The sequence below is a fragment of the Citrobacter sp. L55 genome (assembly GCF_002850715.1).
Classification (GTDB): Bacteria; Pseudomonadota; Gammaproteobacteria; order Enterobacterales; family Enterobacteriaceae; genus Citrobacter; species Citrobacter braakii.
Map to the genome: position 1 here is coordinate 209,749 of NZ_KZ559399.1, position 26,474 is coordinate 236,222.

23 protein-coding genes and 1 pseudogene are annotated in these 26,474 nt (G+C 53.9%); 17 read left to right on the plus strand and 7 right to left on the minus strand.

From position 1 onward, the window contains the following. Positions 1–9: 9 nt before the first annotated feature. Genes kdpC through kdpF form a run of 4 tightly spaced genes read right to left on the minus strand, consistent with a single transcriptional unit; the run spans position 10 to position 4,422 of the window. On the minus strand, positions 10–576 hold the full coding sequence (gene kdpC, locus B9P82_RS00985; RefSeq protein ID WP_016152267.1) for a potassium-transporting ATPase subunit KdpC: 567 nt from the start codon (positions 574–576) through the stop codon (positions 10–12). 8 nt (positions 577–584) lie between these two features. After that, positions 585–2,633 carry a potassium-transporting ATPase subunit KdpB gene (gene kdpB / locus B9P82_RS00990; RefSeq protein WP_101699821.1) on the minus strand — a complete coding sequence of 683 codons (2,049 nt, stop codon included), beginning with the start codon at positions 2,631–2,633 and terminating at the stop codon, positions 585–587. 20 nt (positions 2,634–2,653) lie between these two features. Then, positions 2,654–4,333 (minus strand): potassium-transporting ATPase subunit KdpA, encoded by a 1,680-nt coding sequence (kdpA, locus tag B9P82_RS00995; RefSeq protein WP_046274707.1) that lies wholly within the window; start codon positions 4,331–4,333, stop codon positions 2,654–2,656. After that, a complete protein-coding gene (gene kdpF, locus B9P82_RS01000) occupies positions 4,333–4,422 on the minus strand; it encodes a K(+)-transporting ATPase subunit F (RefSeq protein ID WP_001670793.1) in 90 nt (29 codons plus the stop codon). The genes kdpA and kdpF overlap by 1 nt, the downstream gene beginning before the upstream one ends. A gap of 308 nt (positions 4,423–4,730) precedes the next feature. Between kdpF and B9P82_RS01005 the strand changes: the two genes are divergently transcribed. The 3 genes from B9P82_RS01005 to B9P82_RS01015 all read left to right on the plus strand — a co-directional run bounded on the left by B9P82_RS01005 (position 4,731) and on the right by B9P82_RS01015 (position 7,556). Continuing rightward, positions 4,731–4,937 (plus strand): YbfA family protein, encoded by a 207-nt coding sequence (locus B9P82_RS01005; RefSeq protein WP_003022870.1) that lies wholly within the window; start codon positions 4,731–4,733, stop codon positions 4,935–4,937. A 124-nt stretch (positions 4,938–5,061) separates the two neighbouring features. Next, positions 5,062–6,480 carry a deoxyribodipyrimidine photo-lyase gene (phrB, locus tag B9P82_RS01010; protein ID WP_101699822.1) on the plus strand — a complete coding sequence of 473 codons (1,419 nt, stop codon included), beginning with the start codon at positions 5,062–5,064 and terminating at the stop codon, positions 6,478–6,480. 161 nt (positions 6,481–6,641) lie between these two features. Continuing rightward, on the plus strand, positions 6,642–7,556 hold the full coding sequence (locus B9P82_RS01015) for an Rpn family recombination-promoting nuclease/putative transposase (protein WP_101699823.1): 915 nt from the start codon (positions 6,642–6,644) through the stop codon (positions 7,554–7,556). 49 nt (positions 7,557–7,605) lie between these two features. Here the strand turns inward: B9P82_RS01015 and dtpD are convergent, their stop codons facing one another. After that, entirely contained in the window at positions 7,606–9,087 is a 1,482-nt protein-coding gene (dtpD, locus tag B9P82_RS01020) for a dipeptide permease DtpD (RefSeq protein ID WP_047497726.1), read from the minus strand. Between the two features lie 289 nt (positions 9,088–9,376). On the opposite strand from dtpD, the gene ybgI reads away from it, so the two are divergent. From ybgI to nei, 8 genes are read left to right on the plus strand one after another with little or no spacing between them, the layout of a single operon-like run. Continuing rightward, positions 9,377–10,120 (plus strand): radiation resistance protein YbgI, encoded by a 744-nt coding sequence (gene ybgI, locus B9P82_RS01025; protein ID WP_016152273.1) that lies wholly within the window; start codon positions 9,377–9,379, stop codon positions 10,118–10,120. Between the two features lie 15 nt (positions 10,121–10,135). Further along, entirely contained in the window at positions 10,136–10,792 is a 657-nt protein-coding gene (pxpB, locus tag B9P82_RS01030; RefSeq protein WP_046274709.1) for a 5-oxoprolinase subunit PxpB, read from the plus strand. Continuing rightward, positions 10,786–11,718: a 5-oxoprolinase subunit PxpC gene (pxpC, locus tag B9P82_RS01035; RefSeq protein WP_016152275.1), complete on the plus strand. Its 933-nt coding sequence runs from the start codon at positions 10,786–10,788 to the stop codon at positions 11,716–11,718. Before pxpB ends, pxpC begins: the two co-directional genes overlap by 7 nt. Beyond that, positions 11,708–12,442 carry a 5-oxoprolinase subunit PxpA gene (gene pxpA / locus B9P82_RS01040; protein WP_101699824.1) on the plus strand — a complete coding sequence of 245 codons (735 nt, stop codon included), beginning with the start codon at positions 11,708–11,710 and terminating at the stop codon, positions 12,440–12,442. Before pxpC ends, pxpA begins: the two co-directional genes overlap by 11 nt. 55 nt (positions 12,443–12,497) lie before the next feature. Next, entirely contained in the window at positions 12,498–13,220 is a 723-nt protein-coding gene (locus tag B9P82_RS01045) for a DUF969 domain-containing protein (protein ID WP_019076288.1), read from the plus strand. Next, positions 13,217–14,212: a DUF979 domain-containing protein gene (locus tag B9P82_RS01050; protein ID WP_016152277.1), complete on the plus strand. Its 996-nt coding sequence runs from the start codon at positions 13,217–13,219 to the stop codon at positions 14,210–14,212. The genes B9P82_RS01045 and B9P82_RS01050 overlap by 4 nt, the downstream gene beginning before the upstream one ends. A 9-nt stretch (positions 14,213–14,221) precedes the next feature. Beyond that, positions 14,222–14,866 carry a pyroglutamyl-peptidase I gene (gene pcp, locus B9P82_RS01055; RefSeq protein WP_019076289.1) on the plus strand — a complete coding sequence of 215 codons (645 nt, stop codon included), beginning with the start codon at positions 14,222–14,224 and terminating at the stop codon, positions 14,864–14,866. 14 nt (positions 14,867–14,880) lie between these two features. Continuing rightward, entirely contained in the window at positions 14,881–15,672 is a 792-nt protein-coding gene (gene nei, locus B9P82_RS01060) for an endonuclease VIII (RefSeq protein WP_101699825.1), read from the plus strand. Here the strand turns inward: nei and B9P82_RS01065 are convergent. Both B9P82_RS01065 and B9P82_RS01070 read right to left on the minus strand, forming a co-directional pair. Further along, on the minus strand, positions 15,669–16,715 hold the full coding sequence (locus B9P82_RS01065) for an AbrB family transcriptional regulator (protein WP_101699826.1): 1,047 nt from the start codon (positions 16,713–16,715) through the stop codon (positions 15,669–15,671). The two genes, nei and B9P82_RS01065, sit on opposite strands and share 4 nt — an antisense overlap. Positions 16,716–16,889: 174 nt before the next feature. Continuing rightward, the gene (locus B9P82_RS01070) at positions 16,890–18,173 is read right to left on the minus strand and encodes a citrate synthase (RefSeq protein ID WP_016152281.1); all 1,284 of its coding nucleotides are present in this window, start codon (positions 18,171–18,173) and stop codon (positions 16,890–16,892) included. A gap of 697 nt (positions 18,174–18,870) precedes the next feature. Between B9P82_RS01070 and sdhC the strand changes: the two genes are divergently transcribed. From sdhC to odhB, 6 genes and pseudogenes are all read left to right on the plus strand, one after another. Beyond that, entirely contained in the window at positions 18,871–19,275 is a 405-nt protein-coding gene (sdhC, locus tag B9P82_RS01080) for a succinate dehydrogenase cytochrome b556 subunit (protein ID WP_016152282.1), read from the plus strand. Continuing rightward, a pseudogene (sdhD, locus tag B9P82_RS01085) lies at positions 19,269–19,615 on the plus strand (succinate dehydrogenase membrane anchor subunit). Before sdhC ends, sdhD begins: the two are co-directional and overlap by 7 nt. After that, positions 19,615–21,381 carry a succinate dehydrogenase flavoprotein subunit gene (gene sdhA, locus B9P82_RS01090; protein ID WP_003022919.1) on the plus strand — a complete coding sequence of 589 codons (1,767 nt, stop codon included), beginning with the start codon at positions 19,615–19,617 and terminating at the stop codon, positions 21,379–21,381. The pseudogene sdhD and the gene sdhA overlap by 1 nt, the downstream one beginning before the upstream one ends. 15 nt (positions 21,382–21,396) lie before the next feature. After that, a complete protein-coding gene (gene sdhB, locus B9P82_RS01095) occupies positions 21,397–22,113 on the plus strand; it encodes a succinate dehydrogenase iron-sulfur subunit SdhB (protein WP_003022921.1) in 717 nt (238 codons plus the stop codon). Positions 22,114–22,348: 235 nt separating this feature from the next. After that, on the plus strand, positions 22,349–25,150 hold the full coding sequence (gene sucA, locus B9P82_RS01100; RefSeq protein WP_016152283.1) for a 2-oxoglutarate dehydrogenase E1 component: 2,802 nt from the start codon (positions 22,349–22,351) through the stop codon (positions 25,148–25,150). A 14-nt stretch (positions 25,151–25,164) separates the two neighbouring features. After that, positions 25,165–26,388: a 2-oxoglutarate dehydrogenase complex dihydrolipoyllysine-residue succinyltransferase gene (odhB, locus tag B9P82_RS01105; protein WP_016156001.1), complete on the plus strand. Its 1,224-nt coding sequence runs from the start codon at positions 25,165–25,167 to the stop codon at positions 26,386–26,388. Positions 26,389–26,474 lie beyond the last annotated feature (86 nt).

The following is a 26,474-nucleotide window of genomic DNA, read 5'->3' on the forward strand; positions in this document are numbered from 1 at the left end:
TCCTTTTTCTCAGTGCTTATCCAGCGCTAAATTAAGTTCCACCAGGTTCACCACCGGCTGACCAATAAAACTGACCAACGGCTTGTGCGTATATTGTGCAACCAACCGCGTAACCTCTTCAACGCTGAGGTTGCGAGCCTGCGCCACGCGGGGAATTTGCCAGGCCACCGCGGCTGGCGTCAGGTTGTTATCCAGCCCGCTGGAAGAAGCCGTTACTAGCTCTACCGGGACGGCAGGACTTGCCTGCGGGTTGGCGGCACGCAGCGCGGCAATCCGGCTTTGCAACTGTTTATCCAGTTCCGGGTTGCTGGCTGCCAGATTACTGCCGCCTGAAGCCATTGGATTATAGGGCATTTCAGCTGTGGCAGACGGACGCCCCTGAAAATAACCGGCAGCGGTAAAATGTTGCCCGATAAGCTCAGAGCCGCGAACAACCTGACCTTCGCTAAGAAGCGAACCGTTAGCCTGGTGGGGAAACCACCACTGCCCCAGCGCAGTAGTTAGCAACGGGTAAGCCCCGCCGGTGATAAGCATCAGGAAAATCAATGTTGATAATGCAGGACGTAATCCACTCATCTGAAACCTCACACCAGACCCAGCAGGGTCAGTAGTAAATCAATCGCTTTGATACCGATAAACGGCACAACTAAACCGCCCAGACCATAGATCCACAAATTGCGGCGCAACATCGCGGATGCGGACAAAGGTTTGTAGCTCACGCCTTTTAGCGCCAGCGGGATCAGAAAGACGATAACCAGCGCGTTAAAGATAACCGCGCTGAGGATCGCCGAGTCTGGCGAATGCAGTCCCATCACGTTCAGCGCATTGAGCTGCGGATAGGTGGCGGCGAATGCGGCCGGGATAATAGCGAAATACTTCGCGACGTCGTTGGCAATACTGAAAGTGGTCAGCGAACCGCGCGTCATCAGCATTTGTTTACCAATGTGCACTACTTCAATCAGTTTGGTGGGGTTGGAGTCGAGATCCACCATGTTACCTGCTTCTTTCGCTGCCTGGGTTCCAGAGTTCATGGCGACCGCAACGTCGGCCTGCGCCAGGGCAGGAGCGTCATTGGTTCCGTCGCCGGTCATTGCCACCAGACGACCTTCCGCTTGATACTGACGAATCAGCGCCAGCTTGGCTTCCGGCGTGGCTTCAGCTAAGAAGTCATCCACTCCGGCCTCAGCGGCGATCGCGGCAGCGGTAAGGCGGTTATCGCCGGTGATCATCACCGTTTTAATCCCCATTTTGCGCAGTTGAGCAAAACGTTCTTTGATCCCGCCTTTCACAATATCTTTCAGCGCAATCACGCCCAGTACGCGGGAGCCTTCGGCAACCACCAGCGGCGTTGCGCCAAGGCGAGCGACGCTTTCGACCTTCTGCTCCACATCGGCGGGAAAGTGGCCGCCGTTGGCTTCAACGTGCCGACGAATGGCATCGACCGACCCTTTGCGGATCATTCGGTTGTCGATGTTGATGCCGCTCATCCGGCTTTGGGCGGTAAACGGCACAAAGGTAGCGTGCAGCGATTGCACGTCGCGAATACGCAGATTAAAGCGCTGTTTTGCCAGGATCACGATGCTGCGGCCTTCCGGCGTTTCATCGGCCAGCGATGAAAGCTGTGCGGCGTCGGCCAACGTTTTTTCGTCCACGCCGTGGGCGGGCAGAAAATCCGAAGCCTGACGGTTACCCAGCGTAATGGTGCCGGTTTTATCCAGCAGCAGTACGTCTACGTCACCTGCCGCCTCTACTGCACGTCCGCTGGTAGCGATGACATTCGCGCCCAGCATGCGGCTCATCCCGGCGACGCCAATCGCTGAGAGCAGTCCGCCTATCGTTGTAGGGATCAAACACACAAGCAAGGCAACCAGCACCGTGATGCTGACCGCACTACCACCCCAGGCGGAAAACGGCCATAGCGTGGCGGTCGCCAGCAAAAAGATAATGGTCAGGGCAATCAGCAGGATCGTCAGGGCGATTTCATTGGGCGTTTTACGCCGCTGCGCGCCTTCAACCATGGCGATCATCCGGTCGAGGAACGTTTCACCGGGGTTTACGCTGCATTCGATAACCAGCCAGTCGGAGAGGATGCGGGTCCCGCCGGTGACGGAGGCGAAATCGCCACCGGATTCACGAATCACAGGCGCGGATTCACCGGTAATGGCACTTTCATCTACTGATGCGCCACCTTCAATGACCTCGCCGTCACACGGGATAATATCGCCAGCTTCCACCAGCACGATATCCCCTTTCCGTAAATCATCGGCAGGAACGTGATCCATTGCCGCGCCGTATTTGGGTTCGCGAAGTTTACGGGCAAAGGCGGTTTTTTTGACTCCCTTTAGGCTATTAGCCTGAGCTTTACTGCGACCTTCTGCCAGCGCCTCAGCGAAGTTGGCGAACAGAACGGTAATCCACAGCCACAGACTTATCGCGCCGGTAAACCACGGGCTGCCCTGCATATGACCTGTTGCCATCGCCACCGTTAACAGGGTTGTTAACAAACTGCCCAGCCAGACGATAAACATCACCGGGTTACGCCACTGGGTATGTGGGCTTAATTTTTTCACGGCGTCCATCAGCGCCTGTGCGACCAGAGAGGGTTCGAACAGCGCCAGTTGCTTGCGACTCATAGTAATGTGCTCCGCATCACTCAGTGTAATGACAGGTATTCTGCGACCGGGCCAAGCGCCAGGGCAGGAACAAAGGTGAGAGCGCCAACCAGTAACACCGTACCGATTAACAACCCGACAAACAGCGCGCCGTGGGTAGGTAGCGTGCCTGGGCTTGCTGGCTGGATCTTTTTACTGACCAGCGACCCGGCAATAGCCATCACGGGGATGATCACGCCGAAGCGACCGAAGAACATGCACAGGGCCAGCAGGCAGTTCCAGAACGGGCTATTGGCGCTTAATCCGGCAAAGGCGCTACCGTTGTTGTTCGAGGCAGACGACACGGCATACAGGACTTCACTAAAGCCGTGAGGACCTGGATTAAGCATGGCGCTGCGCCCGGCATCGCTCATCATGGCGATCGCTGTCCCGAGCAGGACCAGCGTAGGGGTGACCAGAATCGCCAGCGCGGTCATTTTCATTTCGCGCACGTCGATTTTCTTACCCAGATACTCCGGCGTACGGCCAATCATTAACCCGGCGATAAATACAGCCAGCAGCACGAACAGCAGCATGCCGTACAGACCTGAACCCACACCGCCGAAGACCACTTCACCAATCTGCATCAGCCACATAGGTACCATGCCGCCCAGTGCGGTAAAGGAGTCATGCATCGCATCGACAGCCCCGCAGGATGCTGCCGTGGTGACGACGGAAAAGAGACTCGTGGCCAGCACGCCAAAGCGGCTCTCCTTGCCCTCCATGTTGATATTGCTGTCGGCACCGAATGCCATCAGGTGCGGGTTGCCCTGAACTTCGGCCCACATCACGACGGCAACGCAGACCGCAAAAATCAGTGACATGGCCCACAGTAAGGTCCGCCCCTGACGACGATCGCCCACTACATCACCAAAGGCAAAACACAGCGCGGTGGGAATTAAGAAAATAGCCAGCATCTGTACCAGATTGGTCAGTGCGGTTGGGTTTTCAAACGGATGCGATGAGTTAGCGTTAAAGAATCCCCCTCCGTTAGTGCCGAGCATCTTAATCGCTTCCTGTGAGGCGACTGGCCCCATTGGCAGCAGCTGTTTCACCCCTTCAAGGGTGGTGATGGGCTGATAAGGCAATATGTTTTGCAACGTACCTTGCTGAATGAAGAACAGGGCAATGAGCAACGCAATAGGGACGAGGATCCACAGCGTAATGCGAACCAGATCGACCCAGGCGTTGCCCAGCGTGTTCATACTCTGGCGTGTGAAAGCGCGGGTCAGGGCAAAAATCACCGCAATTCCGGTCGCCGCAGACAGGAAATTCTGCACGGTCAACCCGGCCATCTGGCTGAAATAGCTTAAGGTGGTTTCGCCAGCATAGGATTGCCAGTTGGTATTAGTGACAAAACTCACCGCCGTGTTGAGCGCCAGATCCCACGAAAGCCCTGGCAGTTGCTGGGGATTTAACGGCAGCAGGTTTTGCGCCATCAGCATCGAAAACAGGACCAGCAGGCCCAGCGCATTGAGAGCAAGGATAGCCAGCAGATACTGCCGCCAGTTCATCTCCTGCTGCGAGATGCCCAGACCGCGCCAGAGTAAATGCTCCGCGCCAACCAGACCCGGCAGGGGCGTATTGTTGATCAGTCGAGCCAGCCCAAATCCCAACGGTCTGGCGATGACAAATAGCACCAGCAAGAAACTGGCAATGAGTAAAAATCCTTGGGCTGCCATCAGAACGCCTCCGCATTGATCAGGGCATAGACCAGGTAACCTAATAATAAAAAGACCAGCACAATGCCGGTTATCACGCCTGCACTCACAGTGCACCTCCAGTGGCATAAATGTGATAACCAGAGCGTAGGTTTTTGCTTGCAAAGATTTCGCAAAAATCAGCGGGTGGGGTGTAAAAAAAGTATAAAAATGGCAAAAACCATTATTTAACTAATGGTTAGTATTAATTTAACCTTTATGTAACTTAATTACGGTTTTATGCTAAACGGAGCATCAATAGATAAAAATAAGTGGTCGGATGAGTAGCAAAATTACACACAAGGCGGTATTATTTTCATCAGTTAACCAAATTTATTTTTCCGGTGCTATTCACCGAACAGATATATGGGAGAGGATTATGGACTTTTATAAAGAATATCCAGCACACATTGTTTTCTTGCGCCGTACCTTTGCCGTAGTGGCGGGCGTGCTGGCGCTACCGGTCATGCTGTTCTGGAAAGACCGCGCTCGTTTTTACAGCTACCTGCACCGCGTCTGGTCTAAAACCAGTGATAAACCGGTGTGGATGGAGCAGGCTGAAAAAGCCACCTGCGATTTCTACTAAGTTATCGTTCTTGCTCAAGAAAACCGCTCACAGTAATGTGGCGGTTTTTTTTATGCGCCGACGTCTACACTTGTCGGTGTAATAGATAACGAGTGGCAATGATTAATTTATATCCGGGAGTATTATGACCACCCATCTGGTCTGGTTTCGACGTGATTTACGTCTGCATGACAACCTCGCGCTGGCGGCGGCTTGTCGGGATCGTACTGCGCAGGTCATCGCGCTATATATCTCTACTCCTGAGCAGTGGAAGGCGCATGAAATGGCCCCACGTCAGGCGGCATTTGTGAGTGCGCAGTTGAATGCGTTGCAGACGGCGCTGGCGGAAAAAGGCATCCCGCTTCTGTTTGATGAAGTTGCAGATTTTGCGACCAGCGTGGAAACCGTCAAAAACGTCTGCGCACAGCATAGCGTCAGCCGATTGTTTTATAACTATCAATACGAAATAAACGAACGTCAGCGTGATGTCGCCGTTGAGAAGGTACTACCCCATATGGTGTGTGAAGGGTTTGACGACAGCGTGATCCTGCCTCCAGGGGCGGTCATGACCGGCAATCACGAGATGTATAAAGTCTTTACACCGTTTAAAAATGCCTGGCTAAAGCGGATTAAAGAGGGTGTTCCAGAATGCGTTAGTGCGCCGAAGGTGAGAGAAAGCGGCGCTCTTGACGCTCTGTTAACATCAATAACGCTGAGCTATCCGCAGCAAGATTTTGATACGCAGCGGTTTGTGGCAGAAGAAAAACTGGCTATCGCGCAATTACGCCAGTTTTGCCAGCAGGCCGCGAGAGAATATGAGCAACGGCGTGATTTCCCCGCGGTTGATGGTACCAGTCGATTATCCGCGAGCCTGGCGACAGGGGGATTGTCGCCGCGCCAGTGCCTGAATCGACTGCTCGCGGAGCAGCCGCAGGCGCTTGAAGGAGGGGAAGGCAGCGTCTGGCTGAACGAACTTATCTGGCGTGAATTTTATCGTCATCTGATGACTTACCATCCGGCGCTGTGTCGGCATCAACCGTTTATCCGTTGGACCGATCGCGTGCAATGGCAGAATAATCCGGCACATTTGCATGCCTGGCAAACAGGGAACACGGGATACCCGATTGTGGATGCGGCGATGCGTCAGCTCAACGCCACGGGCTGGATGCATAATCGATTACGCATGATTACGGCCAGTTTTTTAGTGAAAGATCTGCTGATCGACTGGCGTAAAGGCGAGCAATATTTTATGTCGCAACTGATCGATGGCGATCTGGCGGCCAATAACGGCGGCTGGCAGTGGGCGGCCTCAACCGGGACCGACGCCGCACCGTATTTCCGTATCTTTAACCCCACGACTCAGGGCGAAAAATTTGACCGCGACGGTGAGTTTATCCGCCAGTGGCTGCCGGAACTGCGCGATGTGCCGGGTAAAGCCATTCATGACCCGTGGACATGGGCTGAAAAAGCGCAGGTTACGCTTAACTATCCTCGTCCGATTGTCGATCATAAACAGGCAAGACTGGCGACGCTGGCGGCCTATGAGGCGGCGCGCAAGGGATAAGTATGTGACGGATTTCTGCGTAATGCCTTCCAGCAGAATGAACATGTTGCAGTCGGGAGCTATTAGCGCTGAAACGTGCTCTCAGTACCGTGAATACCCTGCTGCATAAGTTTTCCCTCAGCAGTAAATTTCCGTCATCTTCATTCAGATGACGGAAATTAATGACAACGCCAACGACATCCACACCGCACGATGCGGTGTTTAAAACGTTTTTACATCATCCCGAAACTGCGCGGGATTTTCTCGACATTCACCTGCCAGCTGAACTGCGGACACTTTGCGATTTGAATTCGCTGAAGCTGGAGTCAGAAAGCTTTATTGAAGCGGATTTACGTTCGCGCTACTCCGACGTGCTCTGGTCTTTGCACACTCGCGACGGCGACGGTTATGTCTATGTGGTTTTAGAGCATCAAAGTTCAGCCGAGCAGCATATGGCTTTTCGTCTGTTGCGTTATGCGATGGCGGCGATGCAGCGCCATCTGGACGCAGGGCATAAGGAACTGCCGCTGGTGATACCGATGCTGTTTTATCATGGCTGCCGAAGCCCTTATCCGTACTCGTTGTGCTGGCTGGATGCCTTTGCCGACTCCGTGGTGGCAAGACAACTTTATTCCAGCGCATTTCCGTTGGTGGACATAACGGTGGTACCCGATGATGAGATCATGGCTCACAGGCGAATGGCGCTGCTGGAATTAATGCAAAAACATATCCGTCGGCGGGATTTGATGGGGCTGGTAGAGCAACTGACCACGCTGCTACTTACTGGATGCGCTAATGACACGCAATTACAAGCGATGTTTAATTACATTCTACAATCTGGCGATGAATCTCGCTTTAATGAGTTTATGCAAGAGATGACACAACGGATCCCCCAACACAAGGAGAGGCTGATGACTATTGCAGAGCGGTTACGGTTAGATGGATTACAGGAAGGTCTACAACAAGGACTACAACAAGGAAAACAAGAAGCGGCATTACGTATAGCGCAAACCATGTTGGAACAGGGAATAGAACGCGAAATGGTAAAACTGGTGACCGGTGTTTCAGAAGCGGATTTGGCTGTAAACCATGCATAATCTCCAGAAAAACAGGCCCGAATCTTATTACATCATCGGGCCTGTAAACTCAGGACTCTACCGCCAGCGGACGATTTCTGAACTTCAACGACTGGTACAGCCAAATCAGCAGTACCAGCACCACACAGGCCAGCGCGCCCCAGGTTATTTCGCTAAAGACATCAATATATGCATTGATGGAATAGTTGATAGCGCCCGCTGAGTCAAACGAACCTTGTGAGGTTTGATCGGCGATAACGCCGGCCAGGTAGTTGGCGATGGCCCCGGAAAGCAGCATGTAAATACCCGTTAATACGCCGGTCACCCCTGGGATCTCGATACGTGTAATCTGAGACATAGCCACCGGATCGATAAACAGCTCGGCAAAGCCCATGACCGCCAGCCCCAATACCATCAGCGGCATGGAAGAGTGACCGTAAGTCGCGGACCAGCGGGCGCTCAAGGTCAGAATACAGAATCCGGCGCTCATTAAACCGAGGCCAAGGGCAAATTTACCCCAGATACGTACGGTACGATTACCGCTAACGCTTTCTTTGACCACCCAGGCCAGCACAATACCGCACAGCATAACGGCAAAGGCGTTAACCGACTGGAACATCGCGGTAGGGACGGAATATCCCAGAATATCGCGGTTAACGAAGCGGTCGATATACAGGCTAATCGAACTGCCGCCCTGTTGAGCAAAGGCCCAGAACAACAGACTGAAGAAGGTCAGCGTAACGATAAGCCCCAGCTCTTTGCGCTGTTTCTGGGTCTGCGCCTGGCGGTAAATCTTCGCCAGAACCGCCAGACCAATAACAGTAGCAACGATCAGTGCGTAAACGGACCACTCTTTCCAGAACAGAACGGTAATCAGCAGCGGTGCTGCAACCAGCAGAACTAACAACCAGGCCCAGTTTGGCAGCATATATTTTTTCGCACACAAGACGGCCTTGTTGACGCCGGTGGTATGGGCGAAATGGCGATTACCGCATACGAAAATCACCAGCCCCGCCAGCATGCCAATCGCCGCCAGCGCAAAGCCCATCGCCCAGCTGTACTCTTCCTGCACGTAGCCGCAGGCAATAGGCGCGATGATTGAACCAATATTACCGGCAGCGTAGAGCAGAGAGAACCCACCGTCACGGCGAGGGTCTTCAGGCTGATACAACTCGCCTAACAGGCAACTGATGTTGGATTTAAACAGACCGTAGCCACAGACAATAATCGCCAGCGACAAATAAAGGAACGCCGGGGCCATTTCGCTGGCGCCCAATACCAGATGCCCCACTGCCATTAAAAATGCGCCGATCATCACCGCCATTCGATTGCCGAGCACTTTATCGGCCAGGTATCCCCCAAGAATGGGCGTGACGTAGACCAGCGAGCAGTAGGCGCTGAACAGTTCATATGCGTGATTATCGTCGTACTTAAGCTGGTTAGTGAGATACAGGATCAGCAATGCACGCATGCCGTAAAAACTGAAGTATTCCCAAATTTGTAGCGCAACGACGTAATAAATCGCCCGTGGTTGAGATGCTTGTTTATTCATTCTTTTCTCGAAGTAAATGCCTCGCGACAGGCTGAACGTGCCGCGCGAGTGTGTTTCCTTAAAGTTTTAACTTTGATACAGATCTGATTATTTTTGCAATATGCTGTCTGATTGCATAAATATACATGAATTAGATCGCGTGGGGGTAAGCAAATTGCGTTCAAATCGGGTGTGATTGTTTCTTGATGTGTCAGTGAAATGTCTATCGACGAACGCAAGCGGGGACGCTATTTTAACCTAAGCTGTGTTGCTGATTGGGCAGGCAGAATTTATGACTACGAGGACGATGATGAAAAACACCGAACTGGAACAACTGATCAACGACAAACTGAACAGCGCCGCCATTAGCGACTATGCGCCGAATGGTTTGCAGGTTGAGGGCAAAGAGACGGTGCATAAAATCGTGACCGGCGTGACTGCAAGTCAGGCGTTACTGGACGAGGCGGTACGCCTGCAGGCGGATGCGGTCATCGTTCATCACGGTTATTTCTGGAAAGGCGAATCTCCGGTTATTCGCGGAATGAAGCGCCATCGTCTGAAAACGCTGTTGGAAAATGATATCAACCTGTATGGCTGGCACCTGCCGCTGGATGCTCACCCGGAACTGGGTAATAACGCGCAGCTGGCAGCGCTGTTGGGGATCACCGTCATGGGTGAAATCGAGCCGCTGGTGCCATGGGGAGAACTCTCCATGCCGGTTCCGGGGCTGGAGCTGGCATCGTGGATTGAAGCGCGTTTAGGCCGTAAACCGTTATGGTGTGGTGATACCGGGCCGGAAAAAGTTCAGCGCGTCGCCTGGTGTACAGGGGGCGGTCAGAGTTTCATTGATAGCGCAGCCCGGTTTGGTGTCGATGCCTTTATCACCGGTGAAGTCTCAGAGCAAACCATTCACTCAGCCCGCGAGCAGGGGTTGCATTTTTATGCTGCTGGTCACCATGCGACCGAACGCGGCGGCATTCGCGCATTAAGCGAATGGCTGAATGAAAATACCGATCTGGACGTAACCTTTATCGATATTCCTAATCCAGCGTAATAAAGAGGGACGAAAGTGCAGCGAGCGCGTTGTTATCTGTTAGGTGAAAGTGCAGTGGTTCTTGAGCTGGAACCTCCCATTACGCTGGCGACTCAGAAACGCATCTGGCGTCTGGCCCAGCGTCTGGTTGATGCCCCGAATGTGCTGGAAGCTATTCCGGGAATGAACAATATCACGGTTACCCTGCGCGACCCGAAAACGCTGGCGCTGGATGCGATTGAACGCCTGCAGCGCTGGTGGGAAGAGAGTGAGGCGCTGGAGCCGGACTCGCGCTTTATTGAAATTCCCGTGACCTATGGCGGTGAGTTCGGCCCCGATCTGGCAGAGGTCGCCCGGCACAGTGGATTAAGCGACAAGCAGGTCGTCGAACTTCATGCGTCGGTTGATTATGTGGTGTGGTTTATCGGTTTTCAGCCGGGATTTCCCTATCTCGGGAGCTTACCTGAACCGCTCCATACTCCGAGGCGTGCGGAACCGCGTCTGCTTGTTCCGGCAGGTTCTGTGGGTATTGGCGGATCCCAAACGGGGGTCTATCCGCTTTCCACGCCAGGTGGATGGCAATTGATTGGCCGTACCTCCGTTGCGTTATTTGATCCAAAACGGCAGGAGCCGATTCTGTTACGGGCTGGCGATACCGTGCGTTTTGTCCCGCAGAAGGAGGGGATATGTTAAACATCATTCGCGCTGGCATGTACACCTCAGTACAGGACGGGGGACGCCATAGTTTTCGTCAATCCGGAATCAGTCACTGTGGCGCGCTGGATAAACCGGCGCTGAACGTTGCTAACCTGCTGGTGGGTAATGATGCGAATGCCGCTGCGCTGGAAATCACACTGGGGCAGTTGGTGGTGGAATTTGAAACCGATGGCTGGTTTGCCCTGACCGGTGCGGGATGTGAAGCGCACCTGGATCGTACTCCCGTATGGAGCGGATGGCGGCTGCCGGTGAAAGCCGGGCAACGTCTGACGCTAAAACGTCCACATCACGGCATGCGCAGCTATCTGGCGGTAGCGGGCGGTTTTGATGTACCCGAAGTAATGGGCTCGCGCAGTACCGATCTCAAAGTCGGAATTGGCGGGCTGGAAGGGCGTCTGCTGCGCGATGGCGATCGGCTGCCAATTGGCGCATCGACCCGGCAATTCAGCGGGCCGCAGGGCGTAAAACAGCTGATGTGGGGCAACCATATTCGTGCGCTCCCTGGGCCTGAATACCAGGAGTTTGACGAAGTATCGCAGGCTTCTTTCTGGCGCTCCCCGTGGCAACTGAGTCCGCAAAGCAACCGTATGGGGTATCGCTTGCAGGGGCAGTCGCTGACGCGCACGACCGATCGCGAGCTATTGTCGCATGGTTTGCTCCCTGGCGTAGTGCAGGTTCCGCATAATGGTCAGCCCATCGTGCTGATGAACGATGCTCAGACGACGGGCGGCTATCCGCGTATCGCCTGTATCATCGAAGCAGATATGTATCATCTGGCGCAGATCCCGCTCGGCCAGCCGATCCATTTTGTGCAGTGTTCGCTGGAGGAAGCGCTTAAGGCGCGCCACGATCGGCAGCGTTATCTGGAACAGTTAACATGGCGACTTAACAATGAAAATTGATCTCAACGCAGACCTCGGTGAGGGATGCCCTAACGATGCAGCGCTGCTGCAACTGGTGTCATCAGCCAACATCGCCTGTGGGTTTCACGCCGGTGATGCGCAGACGATGCTTTTAAGCGTGCGCGAAGCGCTAAAAAATGGCGTAGCGATAGGCGCGCATCCGAGTTTTCCGGATCGTGAAAATTTTGGCCGTAGCGCCATGACCCTGCCTGTGGAAACGGTGTATGCGCAGATGCTGTATCAAATTGGTGCGCTGGCTGCCATCACGCGTGCGCAGGGCGGCGTAATGCGTCATGTTAAACCGCACGGTATGCTTTATAACCAGGCGGCGAAAGATCCTCAGTTGGCGGATGCTATTGCTAAAGCGGTGTATGCCTGCGATTCGTCGCTGGTTCTGGTAGGACTGGCGGGAAGCGAACTGATTCGTGCCGGAGAACGCTATGGTCTGGTAACACGTCAGGAGGTTTTTGCCGATCGGGGTTATCAGGCGGATGGCAGTCTGGTGCCGCGCAGCCAGCCGGACGCATTGATTGAGGATGAAGAGCAGGCGCTGGCGCAAACGCTAGAAATGGTGCAATCCGGCAGAGTAAAAAGCCAGAGTGGAACGTGGGCGAGCGTGACAGCCCAGACGGTATGCATTCACGGGGATGGTGAGCACGCACTCGCTTTTGCCCGTCGCTTGCGAGCCGCATTCAATGCATGCAATATTCAAATTAGCGCATAAATTTATTCATACAAAACAATAATATATTACACAACAACATATACAGGACTGAATTATGGGAGAGGTAATTTCTCTCTGGCCATTGACGGGGATCGCCGTCATCGTGGTCGGATTTCTTTTACGTTTTAACCCGGTATTGGTGGTCATTATTGCCGGGATCGTCACGGGGCTGGCGGCGCATATGCCGGTAGCCACTATCCTTGAGAAGCTGGGTGAAGGTTTTCTTAACACCCGCAACCTGCCATTTATCCTGCTGATCCCGCTGGCGGTTATTGGCCTGCTGGAACGCCACGGACTCAAAGAGCGTGCTCAGGCGTGGATTGCAAAAATCCGCAGCGCCACCAGTGGCCGTCTGCTTATTGTCTATCTGTTCATTCGCGAAGCGACCGCTGCGTTAGGGCTGACCAGTCTGGGGGGGCATCCGCAGATGGTGCGTCCGCTGCTGGCGCCGATGGCGGAAGGAGCCGCAGAGAAAAATCACGGCGAGATACCTGGGGCGGTACGCTATCGTCTGCGCGCCATGTCAGCTGCGACCGATAACGTCGGACTGTTCTTCGGTGAAGATATCTTTGTTGCCTTCGGTGCCATCATTTTTATGCACAACTTTATGTTGGAGTCTGGTGGGATCCAGACCGAACCGCTGCATATTGCCTTGTGGGGGATCCCAACGGCAATTTGTGCATTCCTGATCCACGGTACGCGTCTGTGGCGTCTGGATAGCTATTTGCAACGTGAGGTGGCGAAAGCGAATGCCGCAGCGAAAGGGGAAGCGAAATGAATTTTCAACAAAGCTATCTCTACTGGCTGGCGGGAGCGGTATTACTGATTGTGGCGCTGATGTCCTGGCAGGACAAAGCGAACCCGCGTCGCTTCACCACCGGCCTGTTTTGGGGCATATACGGCGTACTGTTTCTGCTTGGCGACTGGACATACTCGCTGTTTGGCGACAAACGCACGGTGCATATTGCCGTTGGCGTTGCGGTGGTCGTGCTGGCCCTGATCGCCGGTTTTGGCGGCGTGAAGCTGGGAAGCTACCATCAACGAACGCAGCAACAGCGCGAAGAAAGCGCCAGTCGTCTGGGTAACCGCCTGTTTTTCCCGGCGCTGGCAATTCCGGTGGTAACGGTTATTGGCGTGCTGATGTTCAACCATATTCCGGGCTTACAGGATGCGCTGTTTGGGCCGGGTAATCACGCCACTCTGGTGACGCTCTTTTCCATGACCGCAGGCTCGTTGATTGGTCTGGCGATGGCGATAAAAATGACCCATGAGCGGGTTCATCAACCGATTCAGGAGGCGCGCCGTCTGCTTGACTCCATCGGCTGGGCGTTCATCCTGCCGCAGATTTTGGCCACGCTCGGGCTGTTGTTTACGGCAGCGGGCGTAGGCAGCGGTATTTCCTGGCTGACGCAAGAATACCTGGCGGTGGATAGCCGCTTTATCGCAGTGGCGGTGTACACCCTCGGCATGGCATTGCTGACGATGGTCATGGGCAATGCGTTTGCCGCTTTCCCGATCGTGACCGCTGGAATTGGGATTCCGATCCTCGTGCTGCAGCACGGCGGCAATCCGGCAGTAATGGCGGCAATTGGTATGTTCTCTGGCTATTGCGGGACGTTAATGACGCCGATGGCGGCAAACTTTAACATTGTTCCTGCAGCGCTGCTGGAGCTGCCGGATAAAAACGCGGTGATTAAAGCGCAGGTGCCAACCGGCATACTGCTGTTGCTGGTCAACGTGTTCCTGATGTATTTCCTGATGTTCTTGTAAGGTGACAGGATGAAAACAGTACTCATCACGGGATTTGAACCCTTTGGCGGCGAGTCAGTTAACCCTTCCTGGGAAGTGGTCTCGGGCCTCGACAATGCTATCATCGGCGGATGCCGCGTCGTTGCCCGCCAACTGCCGTGCGTCTTTGGCGAGTCTCTTGCCGTACTCAATGGTGCGATTGACGCGCTGTCGCCATCACTGGTGCTGGCGGTGGGGCAGGCGGGTGGGCGCGCGGATGTCACCGTGGAGCGCGTGGCGATCAACGTTGACGATGCGCGTATTGCGGATAATCAGGGTCAACAGCCGGTAGATGTGCCGATTGTGGCCGATGGTCCGGCGGCGTGGTTTAGTTCGTTGCCGATCAAAGCGATGGTTGTTGCCATGCGCAACGCGGGAATTCCGGCTTCGGTTTCCCAGACCGCGGGCACTTTCGTGTGTAACCACGTGATGTATGGCCTGCTGCATAAACTACGTGACGTTCCGGCGGTAAAGGGAGGATTTATCCATATCCCTTATTTGCCGCAACAGGCTGCACAGCATCCCGGGGCGCCAAGTATGGCAGCGGACACGGTGCGCCGGGCGCTGGAAGTTGCGATTGCCACCGCGTTGCAGGTGGAGAGTGATATCGCAGTGACGGGCGGTGCAACACATTAAAAAAGGACAGTCTTATGCCTGAAGGCCCGGAGATCCGCCGCGCGGCGGATAACCTGGTGGCGGCAGTCAAAGGCAAACCCCTGACCGATGTCTGGTTTGCCTTTGAGCAGCTAAAACCGTATCAATCTCAACTGATTGGGCAGAGTGTTACCCAGCTTGAAACGCGGGGTAAAGCATTGCTGACCCATTTTTCTAATGGATTGACGCTGTACAGCCACAATCAGCTCTATGGCGTGTGGCGAGTGGTGGATACCGGCAAAATACCGCAGACTTCGCGGGTACTGCGTGTCAGGTTGCAAACACACGACAAAACTATTCTGCTCTATAGCGCCTCTGATATCGACATGCTGACGCCGGAACAGCTCGCTACCCACCCGTTCCTGCAACGGGTTGGGCCGGACGTCCTGGATTTACGTTTAACGCCCGATGACGTGAAAGCGCGTCTGTTATCCCCGCGTTTTCGCAATCGCCAGTTTTCTGGCCTGCTGTTGGACCAGGCGTTTCTGGCGGGATTAGGTAACTACCTGCGGGTAGAGATTCTCTGGCAGGTAGGGCTGACCGGGCAGCATAAAGCGTCGACGCTCGGAGATGAACAGTTGGATGCGCTGGCGCATGCGCTGCTTGATATTCCTCGTTTGTCCTATAACACCCGCGGGCTGGTGGATGAGAATAAACATCACGGCGCGCTGTTTCGCTTTAAGGTCTTTCACCGGGATGGTGAAGCCTGTGAGCGCTGTGGCGGAATCATCGAAAAAACGACGCTCTCTTCACGACCCTTTTACTGGTGTCCAGGATGTCAGCACTAAGCGGGATGCTTTGGCGCGTGTACTGAAATAAACCGCGCCACCGCCGGGCCAGTCAATAAAATACTGAATAGCCGCAGGGTTTGCATCGCCATGATCAGCGCCATATCGGCGTGACTCCCCGCGGCAATCACCGCAACAGAATCCACGCCGCCTGGACTGGTCGCCAGATAGGCGGTAAGAAAATCTATCTGCATGTAATGCGCCAGTCCCCAGGCCATAGCGGCGCAGATCGCCATCAGGGAAAAAATGGACAAGAGGATTTGCGGTAAGGGGCGCAACGCCATTAAAAAGATCTGCTTGTCAAAGCCCAGGCCAATTTGCCAGCCGATGGCCATATAGGCAATCGCCAGCAACCATTCAGGTAGTTCGATCACCATCACGCCACCAGCATTCAGCAATGCGCCTGCCAACATCGGTAGCAACATGACGCCAGAGGGGATACGCAATAGACGCCCGGCCGTACCGGCAACGGCGGCCAGCGCCAGGGTACTGAACAGATTGCTGCTCAGCGGCGGAAACCAGACGATTTGCTCACTGACCGTTTGGGCCTGGTCGCCCATCATCACTCGGGTGACCAGTGCCGCCGCACCAACCACCAACAGTACGCGCAGATACTGCATAAACGCCACCAGCCGGATGTCGGCACCATATTCCTGCGCCATCGCCACCATTGCCGCCGCACCGCCAGGTGACGAGCCCCATGCACCAGTGTTTCCCGGTAGGTTACTGTAGCGAACCAGTAGCCAGCCGATTACCGCGCTGCTGATAAGGGTCGCCAGCAGGATGATAATCACCATCGGCCAGTGGGCCGTAAGGGTCGTTAAGATTGAGCCAGTCAGGTTTTGGGCAATCATGCAGCCGAGAATCGCCTGCGCGCCAAGAAATGTGCAGCGGGGAGGGTGCAGTGAGATGCCGCGCATACTGAATATGATGCCGACGATCATCGAACCGAGCAGCAGCGGTCCTGGAAGGTGTATTAACAAAAAGAACAGGGAAAGAAGGAGCGATAGCAGAAACAACAGGCTCCACTGCAAAACAGGCATCCCATGCTCCTGAGTGAAATGACGGAAATCTCAGTAAATCATAGAGAAAGCATGATGAGAATAAAATAATATGCATCAAAAAAAACAGGTCGGATTCTGGCTTCAATGCCTTGTCCGACCCGGGAGAATTAATGGCTGTAAGCCGGACAGGCGCTGGCGCCATCCGGCAGACAATTAACGCTTAATATCAGACTTAAAATCGCGCTTGTCGTAGCCGGTGTACAGCTGACGCGGACGAGCGATTTTCATGCCGTCGGTGTGCATTTCGTTCCAGTGTGCAATCCAGCCCACGGTACGCGCCATGGCGAAGATAACGGTGAACATGGAGGACGGAATACCCATCGCCTTCAGGATGATGCCGGAGTAGAAATCTACGTTCGGGTAGAGTTTCTTCTCGATGAAGTACGGGTCGTTGAGCGCAATGTGTTCAAGTTCCATCGCCACTTCCAGCAGATCATCTTTGGTGCCCAGTTCTTTCAGTACTTCGTGGCAGGTTTCACGCATGACGGTGGCGCGCGGGTCATAGTTTTTATAAACACGGTGACCAAAGCCCATCAGGCGGAAGGAATCATTCTTGTCTTTCGCGCGGCGAACAAATTCCGGAATGTGTTTAACAGAGCTGATTTCTTCCAGCATTTTCAGCGCAGCTTCGTTTGCGCCGCCGTGTGCTGGTCCCCACAGGGAAGCAATACCGGCCGCGATACAGGCAAACGGGTTAGCGCCAGAAGAACCCGCGGTACGAACGGTGGAGGTTGAGGCGTTCTGTTCGTGGTCAGCGTGCAGGATTAAGATACGATCCATTGCGCGTTCCAGAATCGGATTCACTTCGTATTTTTCGCACGGCGTGGAGAACATCATGTTCAGGAAGTTACCGGCGTAGGAGAGGTCATTACGCGGGTACACGAACGGCTGCCCGATGGAATATTTGTAGCACATCGCTGCCATGGTCGGCATTTTGGACAGCAAACGGAAAGCGGCGATTTCACGGTGACGCGGATTATTCACATCCAGCGAGTCGTGGTAGAACGCAGCCAGCGCCCCGGTAACACCACACATAACGGCCATCGGGTGAGAGTCGCGGCGGAAACCGTGGAACAGGCGGGTGATCTGTTCGTGGATCATGGTATGGCGAGTGACTGTGGTTTTGAACTCGTCGTACTCCTCCTGCGTCGGTTTTTCGCCGTATAGCAGGATATAACACACTTCCAGATAGTTCGACTCGGTCGCCAACTGATCAATCGGGAAGCCGCGATGCAGCAAAATACCTTCGTCACCGTCGATGAAAGTAATTTTGGATTCGCAGGATGCGGTAGAGGTGAAACCTGGGTCAAAAGTAAACATCCCTTTTGAGCCAAGACTACGAATATCAATAACATCTTGACCGAGCGTACCTTTCAGCACATCCAGTTCAATAGCAGAGTCACCATTTAGAGTGATTTTTGCTTTAGTATCAGCCATTTACGGTCTCCTTAGCGCCTTATTGCTTAAGACTGCTGGAACTCACATTTGCCTTCGTACATCAATGAACCGTTACCAGTTTGTTATTTGGCTCGCCGCTCTGCGAAAGAGGGGATAACCTGGGTACAGAGCTATGGGCGCTTGCAGGTAAAACGGTCTTTTCATGGCGAATAAACTGCAAATCAAGAACTTAGCAATCCGAATTATTAAACCTGTCTATCACTAATAACTGTCCTGACTGTATTGGTCAATACTTCCACACTGTTACATAACTAAATGTCCGGTGAAAGAGTGACCCCATAACTTTTACGCATTATATGCTTTTTCTGGTGTCGTTTGTAACAACTTTGTTTAATGATTGTCAAATTAGATGGTTAAAAATTAAAATAATGTTGTTATCGTGACCTATGTCACTGTTCGGGATAAAACCCGACAAACTATATGTAGGTTAATTGTAATGATTTTGTGAACGTCCTATACTGCCGCCAGGTCTCCGGAATACCCTGCAATCCCGAGCCAACCAGCGTTGTAACGTGTCGTTTTAGCATCTGGAAGCAGTGTTTTATATGACGCGTAGTTATAGTAAGGACGCTGTCTGACCCGCACGCAGACCGGAGGAAGGAAATCCCGTCGTCTTTCAGGCTACAGGTGTCTTCATCTTCTGTACCCGAAGTCCAAAGGGAATAATAAGAACAGCATGTGGGCGTTATTCATGATAAGAAATGTGAAAAAACAAAGACCTGTCAATCTGGATCTACAAACGATCCGGTTCCCAATCACGGCGATAGCGTCCATTCTCCATCGCGTATCCGGAGTGATCACCTTCGTGGCGGTCGGGATTCTGTTGTGGTTATTGGGTACCAGCCTTTCCTCCCCTGAAGGTTTCCTCGCGGCGTCATCCATTATGAATAACTTCTTTGTGGAGTTAATTCTGTGGGGGATCCTGATTGCGCTGGCATATCACGCCGTAATGGGCATTCGCCATCTGTTGATGGATTTTGGCTATATCGAAGAAACCCTCGAAGCAGGGACACGTTCCGCCAAAATTTGTTTCGTTATCATTGTCGTGCTTTCACTTCTCGCAGGAGTCCTCGTATGGTAAGCAACGCCTCCGCATTAGGACGCAACGGCGTACATGACTTCATTCTGGTCCGTGCTACCGCTATCGTTCTGACGTTATACATCATCTATATGGTCGGCTTCTTCGCCACCAGCGGCGAACTGACGTTTGAAGTCTGGACCGGTTTCTTCTCATCGGCATTCACCAAAGTCTTCACCCTGCTGGCTCTTTTCTCCATCTTGATTCATGCCTGGATCGGCATGTGGCAGGTGTTGACCGACTACGTTAAACCGCTGGCCGTGCGCCTGATTCTGCAACTGGCTATCGTCGTTCGCTGGTGGTTTACGTCATTTATGGATTTGTTGTGGTGTGGGGTGTGTAATGAAACTGCCAGTCAGAGAATTTGATGCTGTTGTGATTGGTGCCGGCGGCGCAGGTATGCGCGCGGCGCTGCAAATTTCCCAGAGCGGTCAGACCTGTGCGCTGCTCTCCAAAGTGTTCCCAACCCGTTCCCATACCGTATCTGCGCAAGGTGGCATCACCGTTGCGCTCGGTAATACCCATGAAGATAACTGGGAATGGCACATGTACGACACCGTCAAAGGGTCGGACTACATTGGTGACCAGGACGCTATTGAATATATGTGTAAAACCGGTCCGGAAGCGATTCTGGAGCTGGACCACATGGGGCTGCCGTTCTCTCGCCTCGATAATGGCACAATTTATCAACGTCCGTTTGGCGGCCAGTCGAAGAATTTCGGCGGCGAGCAGGCGGCACGTACCGCGGCAGCGGCAGACCGTACCGGCCATGCGCTGTTGCACACGCTGTATCAGCAGAACCTGAAAAACCACACCACCATCTTCTCCGAGTGGTACGCGCTGGATCTGGTCAAAAATGCCGATGGCGCGATTGTTGGTTGTACCGCGCTGTGTATCGAAACCGGAGAAGTAGTTTACTTCAAAGCTCGCGCAACCGTGCTGGCGACCGGCGGTGCTGGCCGTATTTATCAGTCCACCACCAACGCCCATATCAACACCGGTGACGGCGTCGGTATGGCTATCCGCGCTGGCGTGCCGGTGCAGGATATGGAGATGTGGCAGTTCCACCCAACCGGTATCGCTGGCGCGGGTGTTCTGGTAACAGAAGGCTGTCGTGGTGAAGGTGGCTACCTGCTGAACAAACACGGTGAGCGCTTCATGGAGCGTTATGCCCCGAATGCGAAAGACCTGGCGGGTCGTGACGTGGTGGCGCGTTCCATCATGATCGAAATCCGCGAAGGTCGCGGCTGCGACGGTCCGTGGGGGCCGCACGCCAAACTGAAACTCGACCACCTGGGTAAAGAAGTGCTGGAGTCCCGTCTGCCGGGTATTCTCGAACTGTCCCGTACCTTTGCTCACGTTGACCCGGTGAAAGAGCCGATCCCGGTTATCCCAACCTGCCACTATATGATGGGCGGTATTCCGACCAAAGTCACCGGCCAGGCGCTGACCGTGAATGAGCAGGGCGAAGATGTGGTGATCCCTGGGCTGTTTGCCGTCGGTGAAATCGCCTGCGTATCGGTTCACGGTGCTAACCGTTTGGGCGGCAACTCACTGCTTGACCTGGTGGTATTTGGTCGTGCCGTGGGCCTGCATCTGCAGGAATCTATTGCAGAGCAGGGTGACCTGCTGGATGCAACCGAAGATGAAATCGACGCTTCTCTGGCGCGTCTGAATCGCTGGAACGGTAACCGTAACGGTGAAGACCCGGTGGCAATTCGTAAAGCGCTGCAAGAATGTATGCAGCATAACTTCTCGGTATTCCGCGAAGGCGATGCGATGGCGAAGGGTCTGGAAGAACTGAAAGCGATTCGCGAACGCCTGAAAAATGCCCGTCTGGACGATACCTCCAGCGAGTTCAACACCCAGCGCGTTGAGTGTCTGGAGCTGGATAACCTGATGGAGACCGCGTACGCCACTGCAGTATCTGCAAACTTCCGTACCGAAAGCCGTGGCGCGCATAGCCGCTTCGACTTCCCGGAACGTGATGACGAAAACTGGCTGTGCCATTCCCTGTACCTGCCAGAGTCGGAATCCATGACGCGACGTCAAGTCAATATGGAACCGAAGCTGCGCCCGGCATTCCCGCCGAAGATTCGTACTTATTAATGCGGAGACAGGACAATGAAACTCGAGTTTTCAGTTTATCGCTATAACCCGGATGTTGACGACGCTCCGCGCATGCAGGATTACACCCTGGAGGCGGAAGAAGGGCGCGACATGATGCTGCTGGATGCGTTGATGCAGCTGAAAGAAAAAGATCCGTCGCTGTCGTTTCGTCGCTCATGCCGTGAAGGGGTCTGCGGCTCCGACGGTCTGAACATGAACGGCAAAAATGGACTGGCCTGTATCACACCTATTTCTGCGCTGAATCAGCCGGGCAAGAAAATTGTCATTCGCCCGCTGCCAGGTTTACCGGTTGTGCGCGATTTGGTGGTAGACATGGGGCAATTCTACGCACAGTATGAGAAGATTAAGCCTTACTTGTTGAATAATGGGAAAAATCCTCCGGCTCGTGAGCATTTACAAATGCCAGAGCAGCGTGAGAAGCTCGATGGGCTGTATGAATGTATTTTGTGTGCATGCTGCTCAACGTCCTGCCCATCATTCTGGTGGAACCCGGACAAGTTTATTGGCCCGGCAGGCCTGTTGGCCGCGTATCGCTTCTTAATTGATAGCCGCGATACCGAGACCGACAGCCGTCTGGAAGGTTTAAGTGACGCTTTCAGCGTATTCCGCTGTCATAGCATCATGAACTGCGTCAGCGTATGTCCTAAAGGGCTGAACCCGACGCGCGCCATCGGTCATATTAAGTCGATGCTGCTCAAACGTAGTGCATAAGTAGTTGTAGTTGCCGGGGAAGAAATTCCCCGGCCGTGCAGGGAAACCTCTAAAAACTGCCACATTGATAGCAATAATCGCAGCCTGAACGACGACGATTATTAGACAGTTTTTAAAGGTTCCTTAGCGGACGCAGACGACACGACAGTCCGCAACAAGTGAACCCCGGCACGCACATCGGTGTGCGTGGTAGTATCCACGGCGAAATAAGCATACAAATGCTTAAGGGATCACGATGCAGAACAGCGCTTTGAAAGCCTGGTTGGACTCTTCTTACCTCTCTGGTTCTAACCAGAGCTGGATAGAACAGCTCTATGAAGACTTCTTAACCGACCCTGACTCGGTAGATGCTAACTGGCGTTCGACGTTCCAGCAGTTACCTGGTACCGGAGTCAAACCGGATCAACTCCACTCAAAAACACGTGATTATTTCCGTCGACAGGCGTTGATTACCCCACGTTACTCTTCTTCTATTTCCGACCCTGATGCCAATGTGAAGCAGGTTAAAGTCCTGCAGCTCATTAACGCCTATCGTTTCCGCGGTCATCAGCATGCGAATCTCGATCCGCTGGGACTGTGGCAGCAAGAAAATGTGGCCGATCTGGATCCCTCCTTCCACGATCTGACCGATGCGGATTTCCAGGAAAGCTTTAACGTGGGTTCTTTTGCCGGTGGCAAAGACACGATGAAGCTGAGCGACCTGGTTGTCGCGCTGAAACAAACCTACTGCGGCCCGATTGGCGCCGAGTATATGCACATCACCAGCACCGAAGAAAAACGCTGGCTTCAGCAGCGTATCGAGTCTGGTCGTACTGCGTTCAGTAGTGAAGAGAAGAAACGCTTCCTCAGCGAACTGACCGCAGCGGAAGGTCTGGAACGCTACCTGGGCGCGAAATTCCCGGGCGCGAAACGCTTCTCGCTGGAAGGCGGTGATGCGTTAATCCCAATGCTCAAAGAGATGATCCGCCACGCCGGTAACAGCGGTACCCGTGAAGTGGTACTGGGTATGGCGCACCGTGGTCGTCTGAACGTCCTGGTTAACGTGCTGGGTAAAAAGCCGCAGGATCTATTCGACGAATTTGCGGGCAAACATAAAGAACACCTCGGCACCGGTGATGTGAAGTACCACATGGGCTTCTCATCGGATATTGAAACCGAAGGCGGTCTGGTGCATCTGGCGCTGGCGTTTAACCCGTCGCACCTGGAAATCGTTAGCCCGGTGGTTATCGGTTCCGTACGTGCACGTTTGGATCGTCTGGACGAGCCGAGCAGCAATAAAGTGCTGCCAATCACTATTCATGGTGATGCGGCAGTAACCGGGCAAGGCGTGGTTCAGGAAACCCTGAACATGTCGAAAGCGCGTGGTTACGAAGTGGGCGGTACCGTTCGCATCGTTATCAACAACCAGGTGGGCTTCACCACCTCTAACCCGCTGGATGCACGTTCTACACCGTACTGCACCGACATCGGTAAGATGGTTCAGGCGCCGATTTTCCACGTGAACGCGGATGACCCGGAAGCGGTCGCTTTCGTAACGCGTCTGGCACTGGATTTCCGTAATACCTTTAAACGCGATGTCTTCATCGATCTGGTGTGCTACCGCCGTCACGGCCACAACGAAGCCGACGAGCCAAGCGCAACCCAGCCGCTGATGTATCAGAAAATCAAAAAGCATCCGACTCCGCGCAAAATCTACGCTGACAAGCTGGAAGCGGACAACGTCGCTACGCTGGAAGATGCGACCGAAATGGTCAATCTGTATCGTGACGCGCTGGACGCAGGCGAATGCGTGGTGAAAGAGTGGCGTCCAATGAATATGCACTCCTTCACCTGGTCACCGTACCTCAACCACGAATGGGATGAAAACTACCCGAACAAAGTTGAGATGAAGCGTCTGCAGGAGCTGGCAAAACGCATCAGCACCGTGCCTGAAGCGGTGGAAATGCAGTCGCGTGTTGCCAAAATTTACGGCGACCGTCAGGCCATGGCCGCAGGCGAGAAGCTGTTCGACTGGGGTGGCGCAGAGAATCTGGCTTACGCCACGCTGGTTGATGAAGGCATTCCGGTACGTCTGTCGGGTGAAGACTCTGGCCGCGGAACCTTCTTCCACCGTCATGCGGTGATTCATAACCAGGCGAATGGTTCAACGTACACTCCGCTGCAGCATGTGCATAACGGCCAGGGCACGTTCCGCGTATGGGACTCCGTGCTGTCTGAAGAAGCGGTGCTGGCATTCGAGTACGGTTATGCCACGGCAGAACCGCGCACCCTGACTATCTGGGAAGCGCAGTTCGGTGACTTCGCCAACGGTGCGCAGGTGGTTATCGACCAGTTCATCTCTTCCGGCGAGCAGAAATGGGGCCGTATGTGCGGTCTGGTTATGCTGCTGCCACACGGCTATGAAGGTCAGGGTCCGGAGCACTCCTCCGCGCGTCTGGAACGTTATCTGCAACTTTGCGCTGAGCAAAACATGCAGGTTTGCGTCCCGTCTACCCCGGCACAGGTTTACCACATGCTGCGTCGTCAGGCGCTGCGCGGAATGCGTCGTCCGCTGGTAGTGATGTCACCGAAGTCGCTGCTGCGTCATCCGCTGGCGGTGTCCACGCTGGACGAACTGGCAAATGGCACCTTCCTGCCAGCCATTGGCGAAGTAGATGAACTTGATCCTAAAGGCGTGAAGCGTGTCGTGATGTGTTCTGGTAAGGTTTATTACGACCTGCTGGAGCAACGCCGCAAGAACGACCAAAAAGATGTCGCCATTGTGCGTATCGAACAGCTCTATCCGTTCCCGCATAAAGCGGTGCAGGAAGCGCTGAAACCGTTTGCTCATGTACATGATTTTGTCTGGTGCCAGGAAGAGCCGCTCAACCAGGGCGCATGGTACTGCAGCCAGCATCATTTCCGTGAAGTAATTCCATTTGGGTCAGCTCTGCGTTATGCAGGTCGCCCGGCCTCTGCCTCTCCGGCAGTAGGATATATGTCCGTTCACCAGAAGCAGCAACAAGATCTGGTTAATGACGCGCTGAACGTCGATTAAATAAAGGATAAATAATGAGTAGCGTAGATATTCTTGTTCCCGACCTGCCTGAATCCGTAGCGGATGCAACGGTTGCAACCTGGCACAAAAAACCGGGCGATGCAGTACGTCGTGATGAAGTACTGGTAGAAATCGAAACTGACAAAGTGGTACTGGAAGTACCGGCATCAGCGGACGGTATTCTTGATGCGGTTCTGGAAGATGAAGGGACAACCGTCACTTCTCGCCAGATCCTCGGTCGCCTGCGTGAAGGCAACAGCTCTGGCAAAGAGACCAGCGCCAAGTCTGAAGAGAAAGATTCTACTCCGGCACAACGCCAGCAGGCGTCTCTTGCTGAACAGAACAACGATGCCCTGAGCCCGGCGATCCGTCGCCTGCTGGGTGAGCATAACCTCGAAGCCAGCGCCATCAATGGCACCGGCGTCGGTGGTCGTATCACGCGTGAAGATGTTGAAAAGCATCTGGCCAAAGCACCGGCTGCGAAAGCAGAAGCCAAAGCGCCGGCCGCCGCGCCTGCACCACAGGCTCAACTGGGCGCTCGTGGCGAAAAACGTGTTCCGATGACCCGTCTACGCAAACGCGTAGCTGAGCGTCTGCTGGAAGCGAAAAACTCCACCGCCATGCTGACCACGTTCAACGAAGTCAACATGAAGCCAATCATGGATCTGCGTAAGCAGTACGGTGACGCGTTCGAGAAACGTCACGGTATCCGTCTGGGCTTTATGTCTTTCTACGTGAAAGCGGTTGTTGAAGCGCTGAAACGCTATCCGGAAGTGAACGCGTCCATCGACGGCGATGACGTGGTGTACCACAACTACTTTGATGTCAGCATGGCGGTCTCCACGCCGCGTGGCCTGGTCACGCCGGTCCTGCGTGATGTGGATCTGCTGGGTATGGCTGACATCGAGAAAAATATTAAAGAGCTGGCAGTTAAAGGTCGCGACGGCAAGCTGACGGTCGACGATCTGACGGGCGGTAACTTCACCATCACTAACGGTGGCGTGTTCGGTTCCCTGATGTCTACCCCGATCATCAACCCACCGCAGAGCGCCATCCTGGGTATGCATGCTATCAAAGATCGTCCGATGGCCGTAGACGGTAAGGTTGAAATCCTGCCGATGATGTATCTGGCGCTGTCTTATGACCACCGTTTGATCGATGGTCGTGAGTCAGTAGGCTTCCTGGTAACCATTAAAGAGTTGCTGGAAGATCCGACGCGTCTGCTGCTGGACGTGTAGTAAATAAGAGTATCACCTGCCCCGTAGGTCTGGAGGCTTATCAGGCCTACGGGTAAAAGATAACGATTACCTGAAGGATGGACAGA

Excerpts from the sequence above, each read along its gene's own strand:
- pxpC (WP_016152275.1), top strand. The coding sequence starts at position 10,786 with ATGTTAAACATCATTCGCGCTGGCATGTACACCTCAGTACAGGACGGG.
- B9P82_RS01045 (WP_019076288.1), top strand. The coding sequence starts at position 12,498 with ATGGGAGAGGTAATTTCTCTCTGGCCATTGACGGGGATCGCCGTCATC.
- kdpB (WP_101699821.1), bottom strand. The coding sequence starts at position 2,633 with ATGAGTCGCAAGCAACTGGCGCTGTTCGAACCCTCTCTGGTCGCACAG.
- pcp (WP_019076289.1), top strand. The coding sequence starts at position 14,222 with ATGAAAACAGTACTCATCACGGGATTTGAACCCTTTGGCGGCGAGTCA.
- pxpA (WP_101699824.1), top strand. The coding sequence starts at position 11,708 with ATGAAAATTGATCTCAACGCAGACCTCGGTGAGGGATGCCCTAACGAT.
- sdhA (WP_003022919.1), top strand. The coding sequence starts at position 19,615 with ATGAAACTGCCAGTCAGAGAATTTGATGCTGTTGTGATTGGTGCCGGC.
- sdhC (WP_016152282.1), top strand. The coding sequence starts at position 18,871 with ATGTGGGCGTTATTCATGATAAGAAATGTGAAAAAACAAAGACCTGTC.
- dtpD (WP_047497726.1), bottom strand. The coding sequence starts at position 9,087 with ATGAATAAACAAGCATCTCAACCACGGGCGATTTATTACGTCGTTGCG.
- B9P82_RS01070 (WP_016152281.1), bottom strand. The coding sequence starts at position 18,173 with ATGGCTGATACTAAAGCAAAAATCACTCTAAATGGTGACTCTGCTATT.
- B9P82_RS01005 (WP_003022870.1), top strand. The coding sequence starts at position 4,731 with ATGGACTTTTATAAAGAATATCCAGCACACATTGTTTTCTTGCGCCGT.
- B9P82_RS01050 (WP_016152277.1), top strand. The coding sequence starts at position 13,217 with ATGAATTTTCAACAAAGCTATCTCTACTGGCTGGCGGGAGCGGTATTA.
- phrB (WP_101699822.1), top strand. The coding sequence starts at position 5,062 with ATGACCACCCATCTGGTCTGGTTTCGACGTGATTTACGTCTGCATGAC.
- ybgI (WP_016152273.1), top strand. The coding sequence starts at position 9,377 with ATGAAAAACACCGAACTGGAACAACTGATCAACGACAAACTGAACAGC.
- sdhB (WP_003022921.1), top strand. The coding sequence starts at position 21,397 with ATGAAACTCGAGTTTTCAGTTTATCGCTATAACCCGGATGTTGACGAC.
- odhB (WP_016156001.1), top strand. The coding sequence starts at position 25,165 with ATGAGTAGCGTAGATATTCTTGTTCCCGACCTGCCTGAATCCGTAGCG.
- nei (WP_101699825.1), top strand. The coding sequence starts at position 14,881 with ATGCCTGAAGGCCCGGAGATCCGCCGCGCGGCGGATAACCTGGTGGCG.
- kdpC (WP_016152267.1), bottom strand. The coding sequence starts at position 576 with ATGAGTGGATTACGTCCTGCATTATCAACATTGATTTTCCTGATGCTT.
- sucA (WP_016152283.1), top strand. The coding sequence starts at position 22,349 with ATGCAGAACAGCGCTTTGAAAGCCTGGTTGGACTCTTCTTACCTCTCT.
- kdpA (WP_046274707.1), bottom strand. The coding sequence starts at position 4,333 with ATGGCAGCCCAAGGATTTTTACTCATTGCCAGTTTCTTGCTGGTGCTA.
- B9P82_RS01015 (WP_101699823.1), top strand. The coding sequence starts at position 6,642 with ATGACAACGCCAACGACATCCACACCGCACGATGCGGTGTTTAAAACG.
- B9P82_RS01065 (WP_101699826.1), bottom strand. The coding sequence starts at position 16,715 with ATGCCTGTTTTGCAGTGGAGCCTGTTGTTTCTGCTATCGCTCCTTCTT.